Source organism: Shinella sumterensis (assembly GCF_004514425.2).
GTDB classification, from domain to species: domain Bacteria; phylum Pseudomonadota; class Alphaproteobacteria; order Rhizobiales; family Rhizobiaceae; genus Shinella; species Shinella sumterensis.
Map to the genome: position 1 here is coordinate 218,860 of NZ_MYFN02000006.1, position 22,583 is coordinate 241,442.

Genomic DNA, 22,583 nt, shown 5'->3' on the forward strand with positions numbered 1-22,583 from the left:
GGGCGCATGGCTGACATGCCGTCCCCGCTCTTGCGATCGGCCTGCCAATGCGCGATATTCCCACCCGGTAGACGGCTACCGCCGGGCAATCCGGTCACGATCGCGGGGACGGCCTCGCTCCTTTCAAACGGAGTAGGCAAAATGCCCTGGATTCTCCTCACCCTTGCAGGTCTCTTTGAAATCGGCTGGGCCGTCGGTCTCAAATATACCGATGGTTTCACCAAGCTCGTGCCGACCGTTCTCACCGCCGGTTCCATGCTGGTCAGCATCGTGCTTCTCGGCCTAGCCGTGAAGACGCTGCCCATGGGCACGGCCTATGCGATCTGGACCGGCATCGGCACCGTCGGCACCGTCATTCTCGGCATCGTCCTGTTCGCCGAGCCGGCCACCGCCATGCGGATCGGCTGCATCGCCCTTATCGTCACCGGCATTCTCGGCCTGAAATTCGTCGCCTAGACGCCGCCAGCACGGCCGGGGGCGAAGCTCCCGGCACGCTGTCGAACGTTCCCCTACAGCGGGATGTTGTCGTGCTTCTTCCAGGGATTTTCCAGGTCCTTGTTGCGCAACAGGCGGAGCGCGCGGGCAATACGCTTGCGCGTCGAGTGCGGCATGATCACCTCGTCTATATAGCCGCGCTCGGCCGCCACGAAGGGTGAGAGGAACCGGTCCTCGTACATCTTCGTGTGCTCGGCGATCTTTTCGGGATCGGCGATATCTTTCCGGAAAATGATCTCCACCGCGCCCTTGGCTCCCATTACCGCGATCTGGGCCGTCGGCCAGGCATAGTTGATGTCGCCGCGCAGGTGCTTCGAGGCCATGACGTCATAGGCGCCGCCATAGGCCTTGCGCGTGATGAGCGTTACCTTCGGCACCGTCGCCTCCGCAAAGGCGAAGAGCAGCTTGGCGCCGTGCTTGATGAGGCCGCCATATTCCTGCGCCGTGCCCGGCAGGAAGCCCGGGACATCCACGAAGGTCACGACGGGGATGTTGAAGCAGTCGCAGAAGCGCACGAAGCGTGCGGCCTTGCGGCTGGCATCCGAATCGAGAACGCCCGCCAGCACCATCGGCTGGTTGGCGACGAAGCCGACCGTTGCGCCCTCGATGCGGCCGAAGCCGCAGACGATGTTGCGGGCGAAACTCTCCTGGATCTCGAAGAAGTCGCCCTCGTCGACGGTCTTGAGGATCAGTTCCTTGATGTCATAGGGCTTGTTGGCATTGGCCGGCACAAGCGTGTCGAGCGACGCGTCGATCTCCTCCACGGACTGGAAGCATTCGATCTCGGGCACGGGCGACGTGTTGGACTGGGGCAGGAAATCGACCAGGCGACGAACCTGCAGAAGCGCGTCGACATCGTTGTCGTAGGCGCCGTCGGCGATCGAGGATTTCGTGGTGTGCACGGAGGCGCCGCCGAGTTCCTCGGCCGTCACCGTCTCGTTCGTCACGGTCTTCACGACATCAGGACCCGTCACGAACATGTAGGACGTGTCGCGCACCATGAAAATGAAATCGGTCATAGCCGGGGAATAGACGTCGCCGCCGGCGCACGGTCCCATGATGACGGAAATCTGCGGAATGACGCCGGAGGCCAGCACGTTGCGCTGGAAGACCTCGGCATAACCGCCCAGCGCCGCCACACCCTCCTGGATACGCGCACCGCCGGCATCGTACAGCCCGATGATCGGCGCCCGGTTCTTGAGCGCCATGTCCTGGACCTTCATGATCTTCTGGGCATGGGTCTCGGAAAGCGAACCGCCGAAGACCGTGAAATCCTTGGCGAAGACGAAGACGGTGCGACCATTGACCGTGCCCCAGCCGGTGACGACGCCGTCGCCGGCGATCTTCGTCTTCTCCATGCCGAAATCCGTGGACCGGTGTTCGACGAACATGTCGAACTCCTCGAACGAGCCCTCGTCGAGGAAGACATCGATGCGCTCGCGCGCCGTCAGCTTGCCGCGCTTGTGCTGCGCATCGATGCGCGCCTGGCCGCCACCCATGCGGGCGCGCTCGCGCCGGACTTCGAGCTCGTGGAGAATTTCCTTCATGATCCCTCGGTTCCTCCCGTTCAGACAACGGCTTAGCACGGGGAACCGGGGGCTTGAAGAGGATTTGCCTAGATCGATGGTCTCAGAGTCCGTTTGGAAACCCGGTGGCGGAGGGTTTCCAAACGGACTCTTAGGTCAGCGCGGAATGCCGGCGAGAACAGAGGCGGCGACATCCATCTCCTCGCGCCGCAATTCCCGGCGCCGGAAGGCTTCCTCGTCGGTGCCCCAATGCTCGATCTGCCAGTCTTCGTCCACATGGGCGAGAGACCAGGCCGTCTCTGCGTCGATAACGCCTTCCGCCAGCGCCAGCGCCAGCAGCGCCGATCCGGTCAGCGTCGTGACCGTGTGCAGGCAGGCCAGCGCGAGCGGATCGGTGTGGGCGGAAAGTGCTGCGGCAAAAGCATCGATCGCCGGTGCCGGCTGCTCCTGATGCATCACGCCTTCGACGAGGATGAACCGGGCGCCCTTGGCGTCGGCCGCCCAGCGCAGGATCGGATCCCAGCCGTCGCGCTGGCGGTTGACGAGGCCCTCGGGCGAATCGGCGCGGTAGCACAGCATGTCGGTACCGGCGAACCGCACGATCTCGTCGGCCACCGCATCGAAATTGGCAGCAACGCCGTCGATGGCCGTGTTGACGAGGCGGGTGACCGGCATCTTCGCGGGATCGATCTCCTCACCCTGCCCGTCCCATTCTTCGCGCAGGCGATCGGCGATCGCCTGGGACGGCACCGCCAGGACGTTCTTGCCCGGCGTGCGCACCGGCCGGCCGTCGAGAAGGATGCGGAAGCCCTCCTCCGCCTGCTCGGTCGTCACGTCCTTGTAGAACCGCTTCGGCAGCGGCCGCTTCATCTGGATTTGCGCGCGGCGCACCGGATCGGGATCGCTCATCGCATCGGAAAGATCGCTTCGGATATCACGCATCGGAAATCTCCAGCCATTCGAGGAGGTCGGCCGGCGTGCGCAGGATATGGTCCGCGCCCGCATCGACCAGTTCGGGAACACTCGCATATCCCCAGGAAACGCCGATGGCCTTGGCACCCGCCGCCTTGGCCATCTGCATGTCATAGACGGCGTCACCGATCACGACCGTGCGGTCCGCATCGATACCCGCCTCGCTGCAGCATTCCATGACCATGGCCGGATGCGGCTTGGAAGGGCAGTCGTCGGCGGTGCGGGATACGAAGAACGTCTTGTCGAAGCCGTGCGAGGCGCGAATGAGATCGAGGCCGCGGCGGGACTTTCCGGTGACCGCACCCAGGATCAGGTCGTCTTCGCGCTCCAGCCGCGCCATCATCGGCGCGATGCCGTCGAAAAGCGGCTCCTGGAAACCGGGTTCGGCGCGCACGCCGGTAAAGATGGCCTTGTAATGCGCCGTCATTGCCAGCGCTTCGTCATCGACATGCGGCTTGCCCTGCATGCGGGCAATCGCGATGTCGAGGGTGAGCCCGATGATCGCCTTGGTCTCGGACACATCGGGCCGGGCATAACCGAAATCGACGAAGGTGCGCGCCATGACCTCGTGGATCAGCTTGACGCTGTCCACCAGCGTTCCGTCACAATCGAAAAGCACGAGCCGCATCACTCTTCCTCATCCGCCGTATTCTGATCGAAACCGAACAGGTTCCACGTCTGCACCATGTGCGGGGGCAGAGGCGCCGTCACGCGCAGGCGCCCGCCATTGGGATGGGGAATGTCGATGTGACGCGCATGCAGATGCAGCCGGTTCTGCACCCCGCCCGGGAAATTCCAGTTCACGTCCGCATCGAAATATTTGGGGTCGCCGAGAATGGGGTGGCCGATGTGCAGAGCGTGGACGCGCAGCTGGTGCGTGCGGCCGGTATAGGGCTCCATCTCCAGCCACGCAAAATTCTGCCCCGCCTGCTCGACGACGCGGTAGAAAGAGACGGCGTGGTCTGCACCGTCCTCGCCATGCCTGGCGATGCGCATGCGATCGCCATCCGGTGTCTGCTCCTTGACGAGCCAGGTGGAAATCTTGTCCTCGCGCTTCTTCGGCACGCCCTTGACCAGCGACCAGTAGGTCTTCTTGGTGTCGCGCTCGCGAAACGCAGCCGTGAGCTTCTGCGCGGCACCGCGCGTGCGGGCGATGACGAGAACGCCCGAGGTGTCGCGGTCGAGGCGGTGCACGAGGCGCGGCTTCTCGCCCTTCTGGCTCGTCCAGGCTTCCAGCATCTGGTCGATATGACGCGTGACGCCCGAGCCGCCCTGTACGGCGATGCCGGCGGGCTTGTTGAGCACGAACACCTTGTCGTCCTCGTGCAGCAGCATGCGCGACAGGAGTTCGCCGTCCGGGGAATGCTTGAGGTCGCGCCCGGCAATCGGCCCGGATTTCACGGCCTTCGGATCGACATCCATGGGCGGAATGCGGATCATCTGTCCGGGCTGCACGCGCGTATCGCTTTTCGCGCGCCCGCCATCGATGCGGACCTGCCCGGAGCGCAGCAATTTCTGGAGCGGACCGAAGCCGAGCCCCGGATAGTGGACCTTGAACCACCGGTCGAGGCGCATGCCCGCCTCGTCGTTCTCCACCTGCTTGTGTTCGATGCCTGCCATGTCAGCCTTCTTTCGTTGCGCCGCTCATAGCGCAAGAACGAAGGAATTAGAAGGCGCGGAAGGTCAGTGTCGTCAGGGAACGCACGATGCCGGGAATGGACGCGACATGATCGTTGATGAACTTGCCGATATCCTCTTCGCTTTCGACATAGATCTTGAGCAGCAGATCGAACTCGCCGCTCGTCGAATAGAGCTCCGAGATGAGCTCGGTCGCGTAAAGCGCATCCGCCACTTCATAGGTCTTGCCCGGAGCGCATTGCAGTTGCACGAAAATCGGCTTCATCGGTCCTCCCGCGCCATCGGCGGCATGCTTGAGCCGCGCGATCCCGGCGGCATTCCGCAATCCTTATGGCGGAATTGGCACCGCAAAGGCAAGACCGCGAGAGGACGCCGGCATCCGTTAAAATTCGATGAAAATACGACCATCACAATTCACCGCAGCGAAATTCCCGACTGATAGGGTCTGCCATCCGACCAACCGTTGAAATGCCATGACCCAGATCGTGACAGTCTCTCCGGCAACCGCCGCCTATGCCGCGCTCGGCGCGAAGACCACCACGCGGAGCCATACGCTCTTCGAGGAACGCATCCATCACTGGAGCGAGGATGCGAAGGTGCGCGGCGATGCGCGCGTGGTCGCCGTCCTCAACGTCATCCAGCCCCCGGCGCTTGCGCTCGCCCTCCTCACGGCGCCGCAACTGCGCCCCCAGGTCACGGTCGCCGAAGCGCAGCGCCAATATGACGAGAACGGTCGGGAAATCCCGCCCGACGTCGACTGATACCTCCCCGACAACAGCCGTCCCAAACACCTCGCCCCCGTTTCCGGGGGCTTTCTTTTTGCAATAGCGACGGGCCCACAGACCGCCGGCATCACTACCCGCTTGCGTGCAAAGATTTGCAATCCTACACTACCTTTGCGGGAATATTGGGAGACGTTGTGATGGGTGGCAGGAACAAAAGCAAAGACGGCGACTGGGAATTTCCTTTTACAGACCTCGGCTACCATTGGGAGCTTCGCGATGCGAGTGGCGCTTTAATCGGTCGATCGGCCATGGCGTTTCCGACAGAACGTGCGTGCCGTGAGAATGCTCTTGCGCACAGTAAGGCGAAGCCACCTGTCATCGACGTCAAACCCGACGAACCACCGGTAGACGTAGCCGACATGCGCGCCAATATCAGGATGCTCGAAGAGTGGCGTGAGAGCAAAGCGCAAGCCCGGATGGCCGGCTTCGCCGAGGGTGTCGCCTCGTCTTTCAAACACCCGGTCGGCAACCGCGGTGCTGCGCAGACCTGGTACGTCTATATCCTCGCCACAGAGCAGGGCAAACTCCTCATCCACGTCGGAGCTGGCATTCCCGGCCGCGTCATCAACTTCGCGAGAAACCCAATTCACGCATCAAGCCCGAAGGGAAAACGCTGCTTTGGTGCGAAAGGCATGATAGCGAAGAAAGCGCCCTGAGCCGGCAGAAGGAGATGCGAGAATGGTCACGCGACGTTAAGATCGGCTTCATCAAGGCGACCAATTCCGGCTGGAACGACATCTCTGAAAGCTTCCCGGCGGGGTAGCCGGCCAGGTTGTCATTGCGGTGCGGGATTGCACGGGCTACATGCGAACTTCCCGTTACGGGGAATCGCCTTGACGGCTTATCCCGTGATGCAGAAGGAACCGCCGATGCCCACAGCACCGCGCAAGGGAGCGATCGCCCTCGCCTACCGTGTTTTCGTCCTGCCGGGCGTCATTGCCTATCTTTTCGCCGTAAGCACCGTCGTGCTTGCTGCCGATCGCTTCTGGCTTGTGGACCTCGTCACCTTCGCCTGGCCCTACGTCGTCGCCGTCGGCGTGCTGCTGACCGTCGCGGCCTTCCTGACCCGCCGCATCAAGGCCATCACCATGGCGGTCATCGGCCTTGCCGTCGCGCTCCTGCCGGCCGCCGACGTGCCCACCGCGCGCGCCTCGTCCGCGCAAGGCGGCATCAAGGTGATGACCGCGAATATCTTCGGCGACAACATCAAGGATCGTACCGCCTTCCTCGCCCTGTTGAAGCAGGAACGGCCTGACATCGTCGTCCTCGAAGAGACCAGTCCGGCTTGGGAACGGCTCCTGTCGTCATCCGGGCTCTATCCCTATGAGAGCAGCACGGAGGCGATGCTGCGGGACGCGCTCAAAGTCTATTCGACCCTGCCCATTCGCGCCGAAACGGAACTGAAGCGCGCCGTCACCGAGCCTCAGGCCTATAAGCAGCCGCTGCGGCTGGAACTGGACCTCGCGGGAAAGCCGCTTTTCCTTTACGCCTTCCACCCGGAAACGCCACGGCGGCTCTGGCAGTGGCGTGACCGCAACGCTTACCTCTCGGCGGCCGCCGATGCCGTGAAAGGCGATCTCGAACGGGCACCGGTGATCGTTGCCGGCGACTGGAATACGCCGACATGGTCGCCCTTCTTCCGCACCTTCCTCCAGCAATCGGGCCTGGCCTCGACGGCGGTCGGATGGCTGCAGCCGGTCACCCGCTTCACCATGAAGCTCGAGGCGCTCGCCTATATCGGTTCCACAATCGACCATATTGCCGTTTCGCCCGACATCTTCCTGCGCGACCATCGTCTGGGCCCCGCCTTCGGCTCGAACCACCGCCCTGTCATCGTCGAACTGACCCTGCCGCAAACCTGAGGCCTCGCCGCGCCGGAAAAACACGCTATCTTGCATGTGTACCCGCAACGAGGAGACGACGATGACGACCAGGAAGGACAGCCCGAAAGCCTCGCTCGAACAGGAGCGTGCCCGGCAGAAGGAAAAGAGCCCGAAGGCCGAGCAGGACGATTACCTGGAAGAGGCGCTGGAAGAGACCTTTCCCGCCAGCGACCCCATCGCGCCGGGCGATGTGAAGGATCACGCCAAGTGAGCGGAACCGCAGCGTGACCGGCCGCTTTCTCTTCACCGGCCCTGATAATGCGCCGGTGACGCTGCTTCTGGCCCATGGCAGCGGCGCCCCGATGGATTCGCCGGCCATGAACGCCGCCGCAGAGGCGCTGGCGGCGCAAGGCTTGCGTGTCGCGCGGTTCGAATTCTCCTACATGGCGGCACGGCGCACGGATGGTGGCCGCCGTCCGCCACCCAAGGCGGAGACGCTGAACCCGGAATTCCGTGCGGCCGTTTCCGCGCTCGGCGCAACGAGTCCGCTGGTCATCGGCGGCAAGTCGATGGGCGGGCGTGTCGCCAGCATGGTGGCGGACGACCTCCACGCCGCCGGACGCATCGCCGGCCTGCTCTGTCTCGGCTACCCGTTCCACCCGCCGGAAAAACCGACGCAACTGCGCACCGCCCATCTGATGACGCTGCAGACACCGGCGCTCATCTGCCAAGGCACGCGCGATCCCTTCGGCACGAAGGAAGAGGTGGCCGCCTATGACCTGCCCGAACGCATCCGCCTGCTCTGGCTCGAAGACGGCGATCACGACCTGAAGCCGCGCAAGTCCATTTCCGGCTTCTCCGCCGCCGACCATCTCGCGACGATGGCGAGCACGGTGAAGGCGTGGACGACAACGCTCTGACAGACCGTCGAGCGAAGCTGAGGGATCGATTCAACGGCTTGACGAATTGAATCCGCTTGTCCTTGCAAGACGTTGAAACACGATCCATTTTCGACAAAGGGAACATTAACCGGACCGTGCCATCATGCCGCCGTATCACTACGACGCCGGGCAAGCCATGACGCACAGCTTTCCTTACACGCACTACGACCTCGACATGCAGCGCTCCGGGACGGTCATCGAAATCACGCTGTCGTCCATCGCCAATGTGCGCCTGATGACCCACGGCAATTTCGATCTCTTCAAGAACGCGCGTCAGCACAAGTTTCTCGGCGGGGTGGCCAAGCAATCGCCAATCCGGCTGAAGATCCCGCAGAGCGGCCACTGGCACGTCGTGGTGGATATGGAAGGACATCCGGGCAAGGCGCAATCCTCGATCAAGATCGTGCCGAAGGGTCCGGAGAAGCCGGCGCAGCGCTTCAACGCCGCGTAACGCTCCCTAGCTGCGCTCGCGGCGCAGCTTCGCCCACCATTCCAGCCGCTTGCGCAGCTCGCGCTCGAAACCGCGCTCCGGCGGATCATAGAAGGTTCTGCGGCCCATCTTCTCCGGGAAATAATCCTGGCCGGAAAACGCATCCGGCTGGTCATGGTCGTAGAGGTAACCGTCGCTATAGCCCTCGCCCTTCATGAGCTTGGTCGGCGCGTTGAGGATGTGCTTGGGCGGCAGCAGCGAACCGTTTTCCTTCGCCGCGCGCATGGCCGATTTGTACGCGGTATAGACGGCGTTGGACTTCGGCGCGGTCGCGAGATAGACGCAGGCCTGCGCCAGCGCCAGTTCGCCCTCCGGCGAGCCCAGGAAGTCGTAGGCGTCCTTGGCGGCATTGCACACGACAAGCGCCTGCGGATCGGCAAGGCCGATATCCTCGACAGCCATGCGCACCATGCGCCTGCACAGGAACAGCGGATCCTCCCCCGCATCCAGCATGCGGGTGAGATAATAGAGCGACGCATCCGGGTCCGAACCGCGCACGGCCTTGTGCAGCGCGGAGATAAGATTGTAATGGCCGTCCTGCGACTTGTCGTAGACGGGCGCGCGGCGCTGCACGATGCGAAAGAGGTCGTCCTGCCCGAAGGTCTCGCCGGGGCGCGCGGCGCGCCAGACCTCCTCGGCCAGCGTCAGCACAGCGCGGCCGTCGCCGTCGGCCATGCGCAGGAGCGAAGCGCGCGCCTCCTCGTCCAGCGGCAGCGGCTTATCCTCCGCCGTCTCCGCCCGTTTCAGCAGCTCTTCCAGGCTTTGCTCGTCATGGGGCTTGAAGGTCAGCACGCGTGCGCGCGACAGAAGCGCCGCATTCAGCTCGAAAGAGGGGTTTTCGGTCGTGGCGCCGACGAGCACGATGGTGCCGTCTTCCATGACCGGCAGGAAACTGTCCTGCTGGGCGCGGTTGAAGCGGTGGATCTCGTCGACGAAGAGCAATGTCTGGCGGCCGCCCATGCGGCGCGCCCGCGCCGCTTCGAAGACCTTCTTGAGATCAGCCACGCCGGAGAAGATCGCGGATATCTGCTCGAAGGCGAGCCCCGTCTCGCCGGACAGCAGCCGTGCCACCGTCGTCTTGCCGGTGCCGGGCGGCCCCCAGAAAATCATCGAGCCGAGCGAGCCCGCCTCGATCATGCGCGAAAGCACACCGTCAGGCCCGGTCAGGTGTTCCTGGCCGGAGACTTCGCCCAGCGTGCGCGGACGCAGGCGGTCGGCCAGAGGCCGTTTTGCCGCCATGTCCTCGGGTTCACGCGGGGCGAAGAGGTCGCTCATCGGAAAAACTGACGAATGCGCTGGCCGTCACGCTCGATCTCGACACGCCAGAAGGACGGGTTTTCGTTGACCAGCGCTTCCAGCGTCTCCGTCGTCGTCACGGGTGTACCGTTCAGCTCGATCACGATATCGCGCGGCTGGAGGCCGATACGGGCGGCGGGCGAGCCGCGATTGACCTGCGTGACGACGACGCCTGTCGTGGTCTGGTTCGTGGGCATGCGCAGCTCGTCGGCCACGCGCGGCGAGAGATTGGCCACCACCGCGCCCGAGAAGGGATTGCGGCCTTCGATCAGGCGTTCGTCGCGCGGGGTCGTTTCGGGTGCGCGGTCGAGGGCGAGCGTCAGTTCCTCCTGCTTGCCATTGGCGATGACGGTGATCTTGGCCGTGCCACCGATACCGACGGTCGTCAGCCGGTAACCCAGGGCATCGGGATGCTCGACCGCGATGCCGTTGACGGCCGTGACGACCTGGCCGGGCTTCATGCCGGCCTTTTCCGCCGGGCTGCCTGCCTGCACGCGCGAAATGAGCGCGCCGCGCGCGCGGTCGAGGCCGAGCGCCTCGGCGACTTCCGATGTCACCGCATCGAAAGTCGCGCCAATGAACGGGCGGTCGAAGGTGGCATTGCCATGTTCGGCGCTTGCCACGAATGTCTTCACGAGATTGGCCGGAATGGCGAAGCCCACGCCGTTGGAGCCTCCGCCGCGCGAAAAGATCGCGGTGTTGATGCCGATGAGTTCACCGTTCATGTTGACGAGGCCGCCGCCGGAATTGCCGGGGTTGATCGCGGCATCCGTCTGGATGAAGAAGCCAAAGTCGCCGGAGCGCACCTGGTTGCGGGCAAGCGCAGATACGATGCCGCTCGTCACCGTCTGGCCGACGCCGAACGGGTTGCCAATGGCCAGCACCAGATCGCCCACCTGCACCGCGTCGCTATCGCCGAGCGGCAGGGTGGAGAATTTCACATCGCCCTTGATCTTCAGGACGGCGAGGTCGATCCGCTCGTCTTTCAGGACGACCGTGCTTTCGTACTCACGGCCATCCGCCAGCGCGACCTTGATGTCGCTGGCGCCTTCGATAACGTGGTTGTTGGTCACCACGATGCCGTTGGCGCCGACGATGACGCCCGAGCCGAGCGAGGACTGCTTTTCACTGCGGTTGGGCATGCGCTGGCCGAAGAACTCCTCGAAGAAGGGGTCGCCTTCGAAGATGGAGCGGCGCTCGACCGACCGTTCGGCATAGACGTTGACGACCGCGTTCTCGACCTTCTTGACGAGCGGCGCGAAAGACAGCTGCATCTCCGTCCTCGATTGCGGGACGGTGCGCTCCTCTGCCGTGGCGGGCGTCACAAGCGCCAGCGCCACGAAAAGCGGGGCGGCAAACAGCATTCTGGCTTTCGACATGGGCGAGTCTCCTTCGTCTGCGCGTCACGTTCAGATAGGATTTCGCAGGAAAAAAGGCAAACCGCGCCTTTGACTTCGCTCACGGCCTCTCACAGGCCGCGCACGCAAATGTGGTTGCGGAAAAAATCACCGCCATTGAAACAACGCCATCCTCCTTTACGTAGAGATGAGGGAATACACCCGAACGGATCGCGCCCCATGCCAATCTATCGCCCTCCCCGCATACCCGCCTCGGAGATCACGCCCGAGCGCTGTTTTCTCAACCGCCGCGCCTTCATCGCGACGGCGGCCGGCGGCATGCTGGCGGCAACCGCTGCGCCGGCACTCGCCTCGGCGCTGAAGGCGTCCGAGAGCCGCTACAAGGTGGATGAGAAGCTGACGCCCGAAAAGGACGTGACGACCTACAACAACTTCTATGAGTTCGGTCTCGGCAAGGGCGATCCGGCGGCGAATTCCGCAAATTTCAAGCCCACGCCCTGGACCGTGAAGGTCGATGGCCTCGTCGGCAAGCCCAGGGAGTTCGGCCTGGAGGAACTGCTGGCCATGCCGCTTGAGGATCGCGTCTACCGGATGCGTTGCGTCGAGGCCTGGTCGATGGTCATTCCCTGGGTCGGCTTTCCGCTCGCAGCCTTGCTCGACAAGGTGGAACCGCTGGGTGATGCGAAATATGTCGCCTTCGAAACGGTCGTGCGGCCGGAACAGATGCCGGGGCAGTCGGGCTACTTCCAGTCTCTGCCCTGGCCCTATGTGGAAGGCCTGCGGCTCGACGAGGCGCGCAATCCGCTGACGCTGCTTTCCGTCGGCGTCTACGGCAAGACGCTGCCCAACCAGAACGGGGCCCCCATCCGGCTCGTCGTTCCGTGGAAATATGGCTTCAAGGGCATCAAGTCGATCGTGAAGATCACGCTGACCGACAAGCAGCCACCATCCACCTGGAATATTTCCGCGCCGAACGAATACGGCTTCTATGCCAACGTCAACCCCGAGGTGGATCATCCGCGCTGGAGCCAGGCGAGCGAAAACCGCATCGGCGAAGGTGGCTTCTTCGGCGCCAACCGTCGGCCGACGCTGCCGTTCAACGGCTATGCGGACGAGGTGGCGGGCCTGTATTCCGGCATGGACCTGCGGGCGAACTTCTGATGTCCGCCCTTCCCGCACTGCCGCGCAAATACCACGCCGCCTCGATCTGGCTTCTCTACGCCGTCGGCCTTCTGCCTGCGGTGTGGGGCTTCTGGCTCGGCGCGACCGGCGGGCTTCCCGGCAACCCGGTGAAGGAGTTCGAGCACCTGCTTGGCCTCTGGGCGCTGCGCTTCCTGGTCGCGACACTTGCGATCACGCCGCTGCGTGACCTGTTCGGCATCAACTGGATCCGCTACCGCCGCGCCCTGGGCCTGCTGGCCTTCTGGTACGTGCTGATGCACTTCCTGACCTACATGGTGCTGGACCAGTACCTGAATTTCGCGGCCATCATCGACGATATCGTCCGGCGCCCGTTCATCACCATCGGCATGGCCGCATTCGTGATGCTCATTCCGCTGGCCTTGACGTCGAACAACTGGTCGATCCGCAGACTGGGGCTGCGCTGGGTGAAGCTTCACAGGCTCGTCTATGTCATCGCCGCCGCCGGCGTCCTGCACTTTGCCATGTCGGTGAAGGTGGTGGGTCTGGAGCCCTGGACCTACATCACGCTCGTTGCGCTACTCCTGCTGTACCGACTGCTGCGTCCGATCCTGCGCAACCGCAATCGCGGCCGACGGACAGACGCGCCGCTCCCGGGACGCGAACGGTCGGCCTGACAAGCCTTCCGAGGCGGCAAACAGCGCCTTGTCCACGGGAGCACGCAACCGGAAGCGCGTGGAGACCATGGCCGCGACCAGCAGAAGGTCGCAGGTGATGTCGCTCAGGACAGTTCGTAGCGAAGGCTGCCGGCGCCAAGCACCGCTACGGCGATCGCGGCATAACCGAGCACGGCAATGGCACCGCGCAGCGCCAGGATGCGTGGTGCATTAAAATGGCAAATGAGCGCCTGGCTGTAGAGAAGAAAGGCGCATACAAAAATAGATGAAACGCAAAAAGCCGGACGCTTGCGCGTCCGGCTTTCGACCGTTCCAGAGGAACGAATCAGATCATGCGGCTTCCGCAGCTTCAGCTTCGGCAGCAACGCGGGCCTTGTCGGCTGCGCCCTTGGCATCGACGTCGCGCTCGACGAATTCGATGACGGCGAGCGGAGCGTTGTCGCCGTGGCGGTAGCCGGCCTTCATGATGCGCAGGTAGCCGCCGTTGCGGTTGGCGTAACGGGTCGCGATCGCGTCGAACAGCTTCGAAACGACGGCAACGTCACGGATCTGCGAGATCGCCTGACGGCGAGCGTGCAGGTCGCCGCGCTTGCCGAGGGTGACGAGCTTCTCGACGATCGGACGAATTTCCTTCGCCTTCGGCAGCGTGGTGACGATCTGCTCATGCTGGATGAGCGAAGCAGCCATGTTGGCGAACATCGCCTTGCGGTGGCTGGCGGTACGGTTGAGTTTGCGACCGGAATTCTGGTGGCGCATCTCGGTTCTCCTTCACATGCAGGCAGTTGCCTGCCGTTTGACGGGGCGCATGTCCGTCTCGCGTTCCGCGAAACCATGTCCATACGCGTTGATCTTGCTGAGGCCAGCCTTGCGCGCCCCCGAAGGGGCGCGTGCGGCATCAGTACTGGTCTTCGTAGCGCTTGGCGAGATCTTCGATGTTCTCGGGCGGCCATGCCGGCACTTCCATGCCGAGGTGCAGGCCCATGGAAGCGAGAACTTCCTTGATCTCGTTGAGCGACTTGCGACCAAAATTCGGAGTGCGAAGCATTTCGGCTTCGGTCTTCTGAATGAGATCGCCGATATAGACGATGTTGTCGTTCTTCAGGCAGTTCGCCGAACGGACGGACAGTTCCAGTTCGTCGACCTTCTTGAGGAGCGCCGGATTGAACGCCAGTTCGGTGACCGATTCTTCTTCGGCTTCCTTCTGCGGCTCGTCGAAGTTGACGAAGACCGAGAGCTGGTCCTGAAGAATGCGGGCCGCAAACGCGATCGCATCCTCGCCCGTGACGGAACCGTCGGTTTCGATGGTCATCGTCAGCTTGTCGTAGTCGAGAACCTGGCCTTCGCGGGTGTTTTCCACCTTGTAGGACACTTTCTTGACCGGCGAGTAGAGGCTGTCGACCGGGATGAGGCCGATCGGTGCGTCTTCGGAACGGTTGCGGTCAGCCGGGACATAGCCCTTGCCGTTGTTGACCGTGAACTCCATGCGGATCTCCGCGCCCTCGTCGAGGGTGCAGATGACATGCTCGGGGTTCAGGATCTCGATGTCGCCGACCGTCTGGATGTCACCAGCCGTCACGACGCCCGGACCCTGCTTGCGCACGACCATACGCTTCGCGTCGTCGCCATCCATCTTGATGGCGATTTCCTTGATGTTGAGCACGATGTCCGTCACATCTTCCCGGACGCCCGGGATGGACGAGAACTCGTGCAGGACGCCGTCGATCTGCACGGCGGTAACAGCCGCACCGCGCAGCGACGACAGGAGCACGCGCCGCAGCGCGTTGCCGAGCGTCAGGCCGAAGCCACGCTCCAGCGGCTCGGCAACAAGGCTTGCCTTGGTGCGGCCGGAGGAGGTGAACTCCACCTTGTTCGGCTTGATCAGTTCCTGCCAGTTTTTCTGGATCATATGTTTTGCCTTCCGTTCGCCGCCACCATCCAATCGTGGCGACCGAGCCCTGAAGTTCCGGAAAAGCCGACCGGCTTTTCCGGCAGTTCGAATGCGATGATCAGACGCGACGCTTCTTGCGCGGGCGGCAACCGTTGTGCGGGATCGGGGTCACGTCGCGGATGGACGTGATCATGAAGCCGGCAGCCTGGAGGGCGCGCAGAGCCGATTCGCGACCCGAACCCGGGCCGCAGACTTCGACTTCCAGCGACTTCATGCCGTGTTCCTGGGCCTTCTTGGCGCAGTCTTCGGCAGCGATCTGGGCAGCAAACGGGGTCGACTTGCGCGAGCCCTTGAAGCCCTTTGCGCCGGCCGACGACCAGGCAATGGCGTTGCCCTGTGCGTCCGTGATGGTGATCATCGTGTTGTTGAACGAAGAATTGACGTGAGCAACACCCGAGGTGATGTTCTTGCGTTCGCGACGGCGGACGCGTGCGGCTTCCTTGGCCATGGATAGTCCTTTCGTTGATCTCGACACCGCCGTAATGCCAGCGGCTCCACCGGGTCGGGGCAGCACCCCTTCCCTGAATAACAATTGCACGCGGCCTTCAGGCGATGCGTGCGGCGATATCGTCACTGCCGTAATACCAGCAGCTCCACCGACCAGGGCCCCGACTGAAGCAAGCCCCTGCTCGAAACTCAAAAGAGGCCGGCGCGAAGCGCCAGCCTCCCGTTCCCCGTTTCCGGGAAATTACTTCTTCTTGCCTGCGATGGCCTTGGCCGGACCCTTGCGGGTGCGGGCATTGGTGTGCGTGCGCTGACCGCGAACCGGGAGGCTGCGGCGGTGACGCAGGCCACGGTAGCAACCGAGGTCCATGAGACGCTTGATGTTCATCGAGGTTTCGCGACGCAGGTCGCCTTCGACCTGGTAGTCGCGGTCGATGGCTTCACGGATCTGAAGGACTTCCGCGTCCGTCAGCTGGTGAACGCGACGATCAGCCGGGATACCGACCTTCTCGATGATTTCCTTTGCAAACTTCGGGCCGATCCCGTGAATGTAGGTCAGCGCGATGACTACGCGCTTTGCAGTCGGGATGTTGACGCCAGCGATACGTGCCACGCCTGTTCTCCTTGCTTCCAGTTGCCATCCGGCAAGTGGTCTTCTTCATTTGAAACGGCCTCGAAAGCCGCAACGCTCAATCGATGTTCGGTACGCACCAAAAGGACCGCACCCGGACTTCTCATCTGGAAATCCGCGCCGATCGCAATGGCATGTCGCGAGTTGGCGCTGTCTTAAGGGGAATCGGCCGAAAAAGTCAACTCCCCAGCCGTTCCTTTTTGCCTGATATCAGGCGCTCTCGAGGATTCCGTCGATCTCGGCGGTCACCTTGTCGACATTGGCCATGCCGTCGACGGTCTGAAGCTTGCCGGTCGAAGCATAATAGTTCGACAGCGGCGCGGTCTTCTCGCGGTATTCGGTCAGCCGGCGCTTGAACGATTCGGCATTGTCGTCGGAGCGGACGGTGCCGCCGGCGGCGATCGTTTCGGCGACGCGGTTCTCCATGCGCTTGACCAGCGCATCCTCGTCGACCTTCAGCTCAATGACCGCGTCGAGCGCGATGCCCTTGTCGGCCAGGATACGGTCGAGGGCTTCGGCCTGCGGAACCGTGCGCGGATAACCGTCGAGGATGAACCCCTTGGCGCAATCCGGCTCGGCGACCCGGTCGGACACGATCTCGTTGACGATCGCGTCCGAAACCAGCTGGCCGGCATCCATGACGGCCTTTGCGCGCTTTCCGACATCCGTGCCGGCGGCAACGGCCGCGCGGAGCATGTCCCCCGTGGAAAGCTGCGGGATGCCGTACTTCTCGGTCAGCAGCTTGGCCTGCGTTCCCTTGCCGGCACCCGGCGGGCCCAGAAAAATCAGTCTCATCGTCCCCTCTTACCTCCACGCAGCTTCGACTTCTTGATCAGCCCTTCATATTGCTGGGCGATCAGATGACCCTGTATCTGTGCTACCGTATCCAAGGTCACGCTGACAACAATCAAAAGCGATGTACCACCAAGGTAGAAGGGCACACCTGTCTGAGCGATGAGAATTTCAGGAAGAATACAGACGAACATCAGGTAGGCAGCGCCGATCACCGTAATGCGGGTCAGCACGTAATCGATATATTCGGCGGTGCGCTCGCCGGGGCGGATGCCCGGGATGAAGCCGCCGTGCTTCTTCAGGTTATCGGCCGTGTCCTTCGGATTGAAGACGATGGCCGTGTAGAAGAAGGCGAAGAAGGCGATCATGGCGGCATAGAGCGCCATGTAGAGCGGACGGCCATGGCCGAGCGCGGCAATGATCGACGTCGCCCAGGACGGCAGCTCCGACGTGTTGGAGAAGCCCGCAAGCGTTGCCGGCAAGAGCAGCAGCGAGGACGCGAAGATCGCCGGGATAACACCCGCAGTGTTCAGCTTCAGCGGCAGGTGCGACGTGTCGCCCTGGAACATGCGGTTGCCGACCTGTCGCTTCGGATACTGGATCAGCAGGCGGCGCTGGGCGCGTTCGACGAAGACGATGAGCGCGATGACGCCGACAGCCATCACCACGACCGCGATGACGACGCCGATCGACAGCGCGCCGGTGCGGCTGAGTTCGAGCGTACCGGCCAGTGCGCCGGGAAGTGCCGCCACGATGCCGGCAAAGATGATCAGCGAAATGCCGTTGCCGATGCCGCGCGACGTGATCTGCTCACCCAGCCACATCAGGAACATGGTGCCGCCGAGCAGCGAAATGACGGTGGAAATGCGGAAGAACCAGCCCGGATCGTTGACGAGCCCTGCCCCGCTTTCGAGGCCGACAGCGATGCCGTAGGCCTGCAGCGTGCCGAGCAGCACCGTACCGTAGCGGGTGTACTGGTTGATGATCTTGCGGCCCTGCTCGCCTTCCTTCTTCAGCTGTTCGAGCGAAGGAACGACGGACGTCATCAGCTGCACGATGATCGACGCGGAAATGTACGGCATGATGCCGAGCGCGAAGATCGCCATGCGCTCGACGGCGCCGCCGGAGAACATGTTGAAGAGGCCGAGGATACCGCCCGACTGGCCGCGGAAGGCCTGCGCGAAGGCATCGGGATTGAGGCCCGGCAACGGAATATAGGTGCCGAGACGATAGACGAGCAGCGCGCCCAGCGTGAACCAGAGACGCTTCTTCAGGTCTTCCGCCTTGGCGAAAGTCGAGAAGTTCAGATTAGAGGCAAGTTGTTCCGCTGCCGAAGCCATGCATTTCTCCGCGTAGCCAATCCGGCGGCGGCGACGCCCGGCCAGGTCCGGAATGGCTTATCCGTTGGCATTCGCACCCTGCCCTGCCCGGGCAATGCGCATATGCTGAAATTGGTCGTGCCCTTCTGCCGTTGCGGCAAATCGGGCGGATGGAGCCTAAACCGGTTGAAACGCGGATTGTCAAGCAATCCCGGCCTCACCCTGGTTTTAATTCCGGATAACGATGCGGATTTGAGAATCCGTCTGCCGTTGTGAGGCTCACATATGGGAGCAAAATCGCCCGGTGTGAAGCACACCGGGCGATTATTTCGTGGAATTATTCGGCAGCTTCGGCTGCTGCCACCAGCAGCTTGATCGAGCCGCCGGCCTTTTCGATCTTCTCGATCGCCGGCTTGGAAGCACCGGCCACTTCGAAAGCGACCTTGGCCTTCAGTTCGCCGTCGGCGAGGATGCGAACGCCGTCCTTGATGCGGCGGATGATGCCGGCGGCCTTGAGGGCAGCAGCATCGACCGTTGCCTTGCCGTCGAGCTTGCCGGCGTCGATGGCCTTCTGAACGCGCTCCAGCGAAACGACGTTGAAGTCGGACGAGAAGATGTTCGTGAAGCCGCGCTTCGGCAGGCGACGGTAGATGGGCATCTGACCGCCTTCGAAGCCGTTGATCGCAACGCCCGAACGCGCCTTCTGACCCTTGACACCGCGACCACCGGTCTTGCCCTTGCCGGAACCGATACCGCGGCCGAGCCGCTTGCGGTTCTTCGAAGAGCCTTCGTTGTCCTTGATTTCATTCAGTTTCATGATCTTGTCTCCCTCACTTCTCGTCGACGACGCGGACGAGGTGCTGGACGGCGCGGATCATGCCGCGGACAGACGGCGTGTCTTCCAGCGTACGGACCCGGTGCATCTTGTTCAGGCCCAGGCCGACCAGCGTCGCGCGCTGAACGGCCGGACGGCGGATGGGGCTGCCGATCTGCTCGACAGTCACCGTCTTCTTGGCGGTTTCTTTCTTAGCCATGGATCAGGGCTCCTTATTCTTCGGCAGCGACGCCGGCGGACTGGCGGCGAGCCTGCAGCGTGGCGTACTTGAGGCCGCGCTGTGCTGCGATGTCCTTCGGGTGCATCTGGCTCTTGAGAGCGTCGAACGTCGCACGGATCATGTTGTAGGGGTTCGACGAACCGGTCGACTTGGCGACGACGTCATGAACGCCGAGCGTTTCGAAGACGGCGCGCATCGGACCACCGGCGATGATACCGGTACCGGCCTTGGCCGAACGAAGCAGAACCTTGCCGGCGCCGTGACGGCCGTGCACGTCGTGGTGCAGCGTGCGGCCCGAGCGCAGCGGAACGAAGATCAGGTCGCGCTTGGCGGCTTCCGTGGCCTTCCGGATTGCTTCCGGAACTTCACGAGCCTTGCCGTGGCCGAAGCCGACGCGGCCCTTCTGGTCGCCGACGACGACGAGTGCTGCAAAACCGAAACGACGGCCGCCCTTGACGACCTTCGCGACGCGGTTGATCGCGACGAGCTTGTCGACAAACTCGCTGTCGCGCTCTTCGCGGTTCTGGCGGTCATCGCGACCGCGCTTTTCCTGTGCCATTGTCCTTTTCCTTTTTCTTTTCCGGGTGCAATCGGCAGATTGACGAAAGTCGCCCCCATTCTAAAGCAAATGGAAGCGACGGATACCCTGCTGAAACCGGCGGGGCGCCGAGGCGCCCGGCCGAATGATCAGAAGTTCAGGCCACCTTCACGAGCAGCGTCGGCAAGAGCCTTGACGCGGCCGTGATAGAGGAAGGCGCCACGATCGAAGACGACGTCCTTGACGCCGGCCTTGACTGCGCGCTCGGCAATGAGCTTGCCGACGGCAGCGGCTGCTGCCGTGTCGGCGCCCGTCTTCAGCGACGAACGCAGATCGGTGTCGAGCGTGGAGGCGGACGCAAGCGTCTTGCCGGCCACGTCATCGATAACCTGTACGTAGATGTTCTTCGACGAGCGATGAACCGACAGGCGCGGACGGCCATTGGCCACCGCCTTGAGGGAACGGCGCACGCGGTTGGCGCGGCGCACGAGAGCTTCTTTGGTGCTAGCCATTTCGCGTGATCCTTACTTCTTCTTGCCTTCCTTGCGGACGATGCGTTCTTCCGCGTACTTGACGCCCTTGCCCTTGTAGGGCTCGGGGCCACGGTACTCGCGGATTTCCGCAGCGACCTGGCCGACCTGCTGCTTGCTGATGCCGGACACGATGATTTCGGTCGGCTTCGGAACAGCGATCGTGATGCCTTCCGGCGTCTGGTAGACGACGTCATGGCTGAAGCCGAGTGCCAGCTGCAGGTTCTTGCCCTGCAGCGACGCGCGGTAACCGACGCCGTTGATTTCGAGCTTGCGCTCGTAGCCGTCCTTGACGCCTTTGAAGATGTTCTCGACCATCGTGCGGGACATGCCCCACTTGGAACGAGCATCCTTCGACTGGCTGGTCGGTTCGACGACAACGGCGTTGTCTTCGAGCTTTACCGAAACTTCGTCGTTTGCGACGAAGAACAGTTCGCCCTTCGGGCCCTTCGCGGTGACCTTCTGACCATCGACGGTCGCGGTAACACCAGCGGGAACCGGAACGGGCTTCTTACCGATACGAGACATTGTTTTATCCTGTCTGTTCGTTATGGAGATCCATGCCCGATCTTAGAAGATCGAGCAAAGAACCTCGCCACCAACGTTCTGTTCGCGTGCCTGGTGATCGGCCATCACGCCCTTCGGGGTCGAAAGGATGGTGATGCCGAGGCCGTTCGCGACCTGCGGAATGGACTTGACCGAGACATAGACCCGGCGGCCCGGCTTGGAGACGCGGTCGATCTTGCGGATCACAGACGCGCCTTCGTAGTACTTGAGTTCGATGCTCAGCTCGGACTTGCCGTTGCCGAATTCGACTTCGGAGTATCCGCGGATGTAGCCTTCAGCCTGAAGGACGTCCAGAACGCGTGCGCGCAGCTTGGAAGCCGGCGTGGAAACGCTGGACTTGCGGCGAGCAGCACCGTTGCGGATACGGGTGAGCATATCGCCCAGGGGATCAGTCATTGCCATGTACCCGTCTCCTTACCAGCTCGACTTGACGATGCCCGGCACCTTGCCGAGATTGCCCAGCTCGCGAAGCGCGATACGCGACATCTTGAGCTTACGATAGAATGCACGCGGGCGGCCCGTGACTTCGCAACGGTTGCGGATGCGGGTCTTGGAGCCATTGCGCGGCAGTTCGGCAAGCTTCAGGGTAGCCTTGAAGCGCTCTTCGATCGGAAGAGCCTGGTTCTGGATGATCGCCTTGAGGGCGGCGCGCTTTGCAGCCTGGTTTGCAACCAGTTTGCGGCGGCGCTTGTTCTTCTCGACTGCGCTGGTTTTAGCCATAACAGTAATCCTTCTTTACGCTTGTCGTTACGGTCAGGCGCGGAACGGGAAGCTGAACTCTTTCAGAAGAGCGCGCGCTTCGTCGTCCGTCGGGGCCGTCGTGCAAACGATGATGTCCATGCCCCACATCTGATCAACCTTGTCGTAGTTGATCTCAGGGAACACAATGTGCTCCTTGATACCCATGGCGAAGTTGCCACGGCCATCGAAGGACTTCGGGTTCAGACCACGGAAGTCGCGTACGCGGGGCAGCGCGATGTTCACGAGGCGATCCAGAAATTCGTACATGCGGGCGCCGCGAAGGGTAACCTTCGCACCGATCGGCATGCCTTCGCGCAGCTTGAAGCCGGCGATGGAGTTGCGGGCGCGCGTGATGACCGGCTTCTGGCCGGCGATCGCCGCGAGGTCAGCGGCGGCAACCGAAGGCTTCTTCGAGTCGCCCGTGGCTTCGCCAACGCCCATGTTGATCACGATCTTGTCGAGGCGCGGGATCTGCATCTCGTTGGCGTAGGAGAACTGCTCCATAAGCGCCTTGCGGATACGCTCGACATATTCCTTCTTGAGCCGCGGCTCATACTTGGTGTCAGCCATCGATCGACACTCCCGAACGCTTTGCAACACGAACCTTCTTGTCGCCTTCAACCTTGAAGCCAACGCGGGTCGGCTTGCCGTCCTTGGGGTCGGCGATGGCGATGTTCGACAGATGGATCGAAGCTTCCTTGGTGATGATGCCGGCTTCCTGGGTCTGGGTCTGGCGCTGGTGACGCTTCACCAGGTTGATACCCTTGACGACCGCGCGGTCTTCCTTCGGCAGCACCTGCACAACTTCACCGGTACGGCCCTTGTCCTTGCCGGTGAGTACGACGACCTTGTCGCCCTTGCGAATCTTTTGCATAGC

At 62.7% G+C, this 22,583-nt stretch carries 32 protein-coding genes; 9 read left to right on the top strand and 23 right to left on the bottom strand.

The features are described 5' to 3' along the window. Positions 1-141 precede the first annotated feature (141 nt). The gene (sugE, locus tag B5M41_RS13740; protein WP_134649076.1) at positions 142-456 is read left to right on the top strand and encodes a quaternary ammonium compound efflux SMR transporter SugE; all 315 of its coding nucleotides are present in this window, start codon (positions 142-144) and stop codon (positions 454-456) included. 53 nt (positions 457-509) lie between these two features. Here sugE and B5M41_RS13745 read toward each other — a convergent pair whose 3' ends face one another. From B5M41_RS13745 to B5M41_RS13765, 5 genes are all read right to left on the bottom strand, one after another. Further along, on the bottom strand, positions 510-2,042 hold the full coding sequence (locus B5M41_RS13745) for an acyl-CoA carboxylase subunit beta (protein WP_134649075.1): 1,533 nt from the start codon (positions 2,040-2,042) through the stop codon (positions 510-512). A 135-nt stretch (positions 2,043-2,177) separates the two neighbouring features. Beyond that, positions 2,178-2,963 (bottom strand): ATP12 family chaperone protein, encoded by a 786-nt coding sequence (locus B5M41_RS13750; RefSeq protein WP_134649074.1) that lies wholly within the window; start codon positions 2,961-2,963, stop codon positions 2,178-2,180. Continuing rightward, positions 2,956-3,621 carry an HAD-IA family hydrolase gene (locus B5M41_RS13755; RefSeq protein ID WP_134649073.1) on the bottom strand — a complete coding sequence of 222 codons (666 nt, stop codon included), beginning with the start codon at positions 3,619-3,621 and terminating at the stop codon, positions 2,956-2,958. The genes B5M41_RS13750 and B5M41_RS13755 overlap by 8 nt, the downstream gene beginning before the upstream one ends. Continuing rightward, positions 3,621-4,613 (bottom strand): RluA family pseudouridine synthase, encoded by a 993-nt coding sequence (locus B5M41_RS13760; protein ID WP_134649072.1) that lies wholly within the window; start codon positions 4,611-4,613, stop codon positions 3,621-3,623. Before B5M41_RS13760 ends, B5M41_RS13755 begins: the two co-directional genes overlap by 1 nt. Before the next feature lie 46 nt (positions 4,614-4,659). Further along, a complete protein-coding gene (locus B5M41_RS13765; RefSeq protein WP_134649071.1) occupies positions 4,660-4,896 on the bottom strand; it encodes an Lrp/AsnC ligand binding domain-containing protein in 237 nt (78 codons plus the stop codon). 208 nt (positions 4,897-5,104) lie between these two features. Between B5M41_RS13765 and B5M41_RS13770 the strand changes: the two genes are divergently transcribed. The 6 genes from B5M41_RS13770 to B5M41_RS13795 all read left to right on the top strand — a co-directional run bounded on the left by B5M41_RS13770 (position 5,105) and on the right by B5M41_RS13795 (position 8,631). Beyond that, entirely contained in the window at positions 5,105-5,392 is a 288-nt protein-coding gene (locus tag B5M41_RS13770) for a hypothetical protein (protein WP_134649070.1), read from the top strand. Between the two features lie 161 nt (positions 5,393-5,553). Next, a complete protein-coding gene (locus B5M41_RS13775) occupies positions 5,554-6,072 on the top strand; it encodes a hypothetical protein (protein ID WP_134649069.1) in 519 nt (172 codons plus the stop codon). 213 nt (positions 6,073-6,285) lie between these two features. Beyond that, positions 6,286-7,278 (top strand): endonuclease/exonuclease/phosphatase family protein, encoded by a 993-nt coding sequence (locus B5M41_RS13780; protein WP_160871435.1) that lies wholly within the window; start codon positions 6,286-6,288, stop codon positions 7,276-7,278. Between the two features lie 61 nt (positions 7,279-7,339). Further along, on the top strand, positions 7,340-7,510 hold the full coding sequence (locus tag B5M41_RS13785; RefSeq protein ID WP_167719042.1) for a hypothetical protein: 171 nt from the start codon (positions 7,340-7,342) through the stop codon (positions 7,508-7,510). A 13-nt stretch (positions 7,511-7,523) separates the two neighbouring features. After that, positions 7,524-8,159 carry an alpha/beta family hydrolase gene (locus B5M41_RS13790; RefSeq protein WP_134649067.1) on the top strand — a complete coding sequence of 212 codons (636 nt, stop codon included), beginning with the start codon at positions 7,524-7,526 and terminating at the stop codon, positions 8,157-8,159. A gap of 157 nt (positions 8,160-8,316) precedes the next feature. Then, positions 8,317-8,631: a DUF1883 domain-containing protein gene (locus B5M41_RS13795; RefSeq protein ID WP_134649066.1), complete on the top strand. Its 315-nt coding sequence runs from the start codon at positions 8,317-8,319 to the stop codon at positions 8,629-8,631. Between the two features lie 6 nt (positions 8,632-8,637). Here the strand turns inward: B5M41_RS13795 and B5M41_RS13800 are convergent, their stop codons facing one another. Together B5M41_RS13800 and B5M41_RS13805 are read right to left on the bottom strand one after the other, a co-directional pair. Then, complete coding sequence (locus B5M41_RS13800) at positions 8,638-9,945, bottom strand: replication-associated recombination protein A (protein ID WP_134649065.1); 1,308 nt, start codon at positions 9,943-9,945, stop codon at positions 8,638-8,640. After that, on the bottom strand, positions 9,942-11,330 hold the full coding sequence (locus B5M41_RS13805) for a DegQ family serine endoprotease (RefSeq protein WP_134649239.1): 1,389 nt from the start codon (positions 11,328-11,330) through the stop codon (positions 9,942-9,944). Before B5M41_RS13805 ends, B5M41_RS13800 begins: the two co-directional genes overlap by 4 nt. A 213-nt stretch (positions 11,331-11,543) precedes the next feature. On the opposite strand from B5M41_RS13805, the gene msrP reads away from it, so the two are divergent. Together msrP and msrQ are read left to right on the top strand one after the other, a co-directional pair. Next, positions 11,544-12,485 carry a protein-methionine-sulfoxide reductase catalytic subunit MsrP gene (gene msrP, locus B5M41_RS13810; protein ID WP_134649064.1) on the top strand — a complete coding sequence of 314 codons (942 nt, stop codon included), beginning with the start codon at positions 11,544-11,546 and terminating at the stop codon, positions 12,483-12,485. Further along, positions 12,485-13,141, top strand: a complete 657-nt coding sequence (msrQ, locus tag B5M41_RS13815) for a protein-methionine-sulfoxide reductase heme-binding subunit MsrQ (RefSeq protein ID WP_134649063.1) — start codon at positions 12,485-12,487, stop codon at positions 13,139-13,141. Before msrP ends, msrQ begins: the two co-directional genes overlap by 1 nt. Before the next feature lie 104 nt (positions 13,142-13,245). Here the strand turns inward: msrQ and B5M41_RS13820 are convergent, their stop codons facing one another. The 16 genes from B5M41_RS13820 to rplX all read right to left on the bottom strand — a co-directional run bounded on the left by B5M41_RS13820 (position 13,246) and on the right by rplX (position 22,580). Next, the gene (locus tag B5M41_RS13820; RefSeq protein WP_134649062.1) at positions 13,246-13,506 is read right to left on the bottom strand and encodes a hypothetical protein; all 261 of its coding nucleotides are present in this window, start codon (positions 13,504-13,506) and stop codon (positions 13,246-13,248) included. After that, positions 13,472-13,897, bottom strand: a complete 426-nt coding sequence (gene rplQ / locus B5M41_RS13825; RefSeq protein ID WP_134649061.1) for a 50S ribosomal protein L17 — start codon at positions 13,895-13,897, stop codon at positions 13,472-13,474. Before rplQ ends, B5M41_RS13820 begins: the two co-directional genes overlap by 35 nt. Positions 13,898-14,036: 139 nt before the next feature. Continuing rightward, a complete protein-coding gene (locus B5M41_RS13830; RefSeq protein ID WP_134649060.1) occupies positions 14,037-15,047 on the bottom strand; it encodes a DNA-directed RNA polymerase subunit alpha in 1,011 nt (336 codons plus the stop codon). A gap of 100 nt (positions 15,048-15,147) precedes the next feature. Beyond that, entirely contained in the window at positions 15,148-15,537 is a 390-nt protein-coding gene (gene rpsK, locus B5M41_RS13835; protein WP_023513823.1) for a 30S ribosomal protein S11, read from the bottom strand. A gap of 240 nt (positions 15,538-15,777) precedes the next feature. Next, positions 15,778-16,146, bottom strand: a complete 369-nt coding sequence (rpsM, locus tag B5M41_RS13840) for a 30S ribosomal protein S13 (RefSeq protein ID WP_134649059.1) — start codon at positions 16,144-16,146, stop codon at positions 15,778-15,780. 228 nt (positions 16,147-16,374) lie between these two features. After that, positions 16,375-16,959: an adenylate kinase gene (locus B5M41_RS13845; protein ID WP_134649058.1), complete on the bottom strand. Its 585-nt coding sequence runs from the start codon at positions 16,957-16,959 to the stop codon at positions 16,375-16,377. Beyond that, positions 16,956-18,296 (bottom strand): preprotein translocase subunit SecY, encoded by a 1,341-nt coding sequence (secY, locus tag B5M41_RS13850; RefSeq protein ID WP_134649057.1) that lies wholly within the window; start codon positions 18,294-18,296, stop codon positions 16,956-16,958. The genes B5M41_RS13845 and secY overlap by 4 nt, the downstream gene beginning before the upstream one ends. 316 nt (positions 18,297-18,612) lie before the next feature. Next, positions 18,613-19,092, bottom strand: coding sequence for a 50S ribosomal protein L15 (gene rplO / locus B5M41_RS13855; RefSeq protein WP_134649056.1), 480 nt, complete (start codon positions 19,090-19,092; stop codon positions 18,613-18,615). A gap of 13 nt (positions 19,093-19,105) precedes the next feature. Next, positions 19,106-19,309 carry a 50S ribosomal protein L30 gene (gene rpmD / locus B5M41_RS13860; RefSeq protein WP_119258419.1) on the bottom strand — a complete coding sequence of 68 codons (204 nt, stop codon included), beginning with the start codon at positions 19,307-19,309 and terminating at the stop codon, positions 19,106-19,108. Positions 19,310-19,322: 13 nt separating this feature from the next. Further along, the gene (gene rpsE / locus B5M41_RS13865; protein WP_134649055.1) at positions 19,323-19,889 is read right to left on the bottom strand and encodes a 30S ribosomal protein S5; all 567 of its coding nucleotides are present in this window, start codon (positions 19,887-19,889) and stop codon (positions 19,323-19,325) included. Positions 19,890-20,017: 128 nt separating this feature from the next. After that, positions 20,018-20,380: a 50S ribosomal protein L18 gene (gene rplR, locus B5M41_RS13870; protein ID WP_134649054.1), complete on the bottom strand. Its 363-nt coding sequence runs from the start codon at positions 20,378-20,380 to the stop codon at positions 20,018-20,020. Positions 20,381-20,392: 12 nt separating this feature from the next. After that, positions 20,393-20,926, bottom strand: coding sequence for a 50S ribosomal protein L6 (gene rplF, locus B5M41_RS13875; protein ID WP_134649053.1), 534 nt, complete (start codon positions 20,924-20,926; stop codon positions 20,393-20,395). Positions 20,927-20,968: 42 nt separating this feature from the next. Next, on the bottom strand, positions 20,969-21,367 hold the full coding sequence (gene rpsH, locus B5M41_RS13880) for a 30S ribosomal protein S8 (RefSeq protein WP_134649052.1): 399 nt from the start codon (positions 21,365-21,367) through the stop codon (positions 20,969-20,971). A 12-nt stretch (positions 21,368-21,379) separates the two neighbouring features. Further along, the gene (gene rpsN / locus B5M41_RS13885) at positions 21,380-21,685 is read right to left on the bottom strand and encodes a 30S ribosomal protein S14 (protein ID WP_134649051.1); all 306 of its coding nucleotides are present in this window, start codon (positions 21,683-21,685) and stop codon (positions 21,380-21,382) included. 33 nt (positions 21,686-21,718) lie between these two features. Further along, positions 21,719-22,276 carry a 50S ribosomal protein L5 gene (gene rplE, locus B5M41_RS13890; RefSeq protein WP_134649050.1) on the bottom strand — a complete coding sequence of 186 codons (558 nt, stop codon included), beginning with the start codon at positions 22,274-22,276 and terminating at the stop codon, positions 21,719-21,721. Then, the gene (rplX, locus tag B5M41_RS13895; RefSeq protein ID WP_117372294.1) at positions 22,269-22,580 is read right to left on the bottom strand and encodes a 50S ribosomal protein L24; all 312 of its coding nucleotides are present in this window, start codon (positions 22,578-22,580) and stop codon (positions 22,269-22,271) included. The genes rplE and rplX overlap by 8 nt, the downstream gene beginning before the upstream one ends. Between the last annotated feature and the right edge of the window lie 3 nt (positions 22,581-22,583).

What these genes read in the sequence shown, in the direction of transcription:
- sugE (WP_134649076.1), top strand. Translation starts at nt 142, where the DNA reads ATGCCCTGGATTCTCCTCACCCTTGCAGGTCTCTTTGAAATCGGCTGG.
- B5M41_RS13745 (WP_134649075.1), bottom strand. Translation starts at nt 2,042, where the DNA reads ATGAAGGAAATTCTCCACGAGCTCGAAGTCCGGCGCGAGCGCGCCCGC.
- B5M41_RS13750 (WP_134649074.1), bottom strand. Translation starts at nt 2,963, where the DNA reads ATGCGTGATATCCGAAGCGATCTTTCCGATGCGATGAGCGATCCCGAT.
- B5M41_RS13755 (WP_134649073.1), bottom strand. Translation starts at nt 3,621, where the DNA reads ATGCGGCTCGTGCTTTTCGATTGTGACGGAACGCTGGTGGACAGCGTC.
- B5M41_RS13760 (WP_134649072.1), bottom strand. Translation starts at nt 4,613, where the DNA reads ATGGCAGGCATCGAACACAAGCAGGTGGAGAACGACGAGGCGGGCATG.
- B5M41_RS13765 (WP_134649071.1), bottom strand. Translation starts at nt 4,896, where the DNA reads ATGAAGCCGATTTTCGTGCAACTGCAATGCGCTCCGGGCAAGACCTAT.
- B5M41_RS13770 (WP_134649070.1), top strand. Translation starts at nt 5,105, where the DNA reads ATGACCCAGATCGTGACAGTCTCTCCGGCAACCGCCGCCTATGCCGCG.
- B5M41_RS13775 (WP_134649069.1), top strand. Translation starts at nt 5,554, where the DNA reads ATGGGTGGCAGGAACAAAAGCAAAGACGGCGACTGGGAATTTCCTTTT.
- B5M41_RS13780 (WP_160871435.1), top strand. Translation starts at nt 6,286, where the DNA reads ATGCCCACAGCACCGCGCAAGGGAGCGATCGCCCTCGCCTACCGTGTT.
- B5M41_RS13785 (WP_167719042.1), top strand. Translation starts at nt 7,340, where the DNA reads ATGACGACCAGGAAGGACAGCCCGAAAGCCTCGCTCGAACAGGAGCGT.
- B5M41_RS13795 (WP_134649066.1), top strand. Translation starts at nt 8,317, where the DNA reads ATGACGCACAGCTTTCCTTACACGCACTACGACCTCGACATGCAGCGC.
- B5M41_RS13800 (WP_134649065.1), bottom strand. Translation starts at nt 9,945, where the DNA reads ATGAGCGACCTCTTCGCCCCGCGTGAACCCGAGGACATGGCGGCAAAA.
- B5M41_RS13805 (WP_134649239.1), bottom strand. Translation starts at nt 11,330, where the DNA reads ATGCTGTTTGCCGCCCCGCTTTTCGTGGCGCTGGCGCTTGTGACGCCC.
- msrP (WP_134649064.1), top strand. Translation starts at nt 11,544, where the DNA reads ATGCCAATCTATCGCCCTCCCCGCATACCCGCCTCGGAGATCACGCCC.
- msrQ (WP_134649063.1), top strand. Translation starts at nt 12,485, where the DNA reads ATGTCCGCCCTTCCCGCACTGCCGCGCAAATACCACGCCGCCTCGATC.
- rplQ (WP_134649061.1), bottom strand. Translation starts at nt 13,897, where the DNA reads ATGCGCCACCAGAATTCCGGTCGCAAACTCAACCGTACCGCCAGCCAC.
- B5M41_RS13830 (WP_134649060.1), bottom strand. Translation starts at nt 15,047, where the DNA reads ATGATCCAGAAAAACTGGCAGGAACTGATCAAGCCGAACAAGGTGGAG.
- rpsK (WP_023513823.1), bottom strand. Translation starts at nt 15,537, where the DNA reads ATGGCCAAGGAAGCCGCACGCGTCCGCCGTCGCGAACGCAAGAACATC.
- B5M41_RS13845 (WP_134649058.1), bottom strand. Translation starts at nt 16,959, where the DNA reads ATGAGACTGATTTTTCTGGGCCCGCCGGGTGCCGGCAAGGGAACGCAG.
- secY (WP_134649057.1), bottom strand. Translation starts at nt 18,296, where the DNA reads ATGGCTTCGGCAGCGGAACAACTTGCCTCTAATCTGAACTTCTCGACT.
- rplO (WP_134649056.1), bottom strand. Translation starts at nt 19,092, where the DNA reads ATGAAACTGAATGAAATCAAGGACAACGAAGGCTCTTCGAAGAACCGC.
- rpmD (WP_119258419.1), bottom strand. Translation starts at nt 19,309, where the DNA reads ATGGCTAAGAAAGAAACCGCCAAGAAGACGGTGACTGTCGAGCAGATC.
- rpsE (WP_134649055.1), bottom strand. Translation starts at nt 19,889, where the DNA reads ATGGCACAGGAAAAGCGCGGTCGCGATGACCGCCAGAACCGCGAAGAG.
- rplR (WP_134649054.1), bottom strand. Translation starts at nt 20,380, where the DNA reads ATGGCTAGCACCAAAGAAGCTCTCGTGCGCCGCGCCAACCGCGTGCGC.
- rplF (WP_134649053.1), bottom strand. Translation starts at nt 20,926, where the DNA reads ATGTCTCGTATCGGTAAGAAGCCCGTTCCGGTTCCCGCTGGTGTTACC.
- rpsH (WP_134649052.1), bottom strand. Translation starts at nt 21,367, where the DNA reads ATGGCAATGACTGATCCCCTGGGCGATATGCTCACCCGTATCCGCAAC.
- rpsN (WP_134649051.1), bottom strand. Translation starts at nt 21,685, where the DNA reads ATGGCTAAAACCAGCGCAGTCGAGAAGAACAAGCGCCGCCGCAAACTG.
- rplE (WP_134649050.1), bottom strand. Translation starts at nt 22,276, where the DNA reads ATGGCTGACACCAAGTATGAGCCGCGGCTCAAGAAGGAATATGTCGAG.
- rplX (WP_117372294.1), bottom strand. Translation starts at nt 22,580, where the DNA reads ATGCAAAAGATTCGCAAGGGCGACAAGGTCGTCGTACTCACCGGCAAG.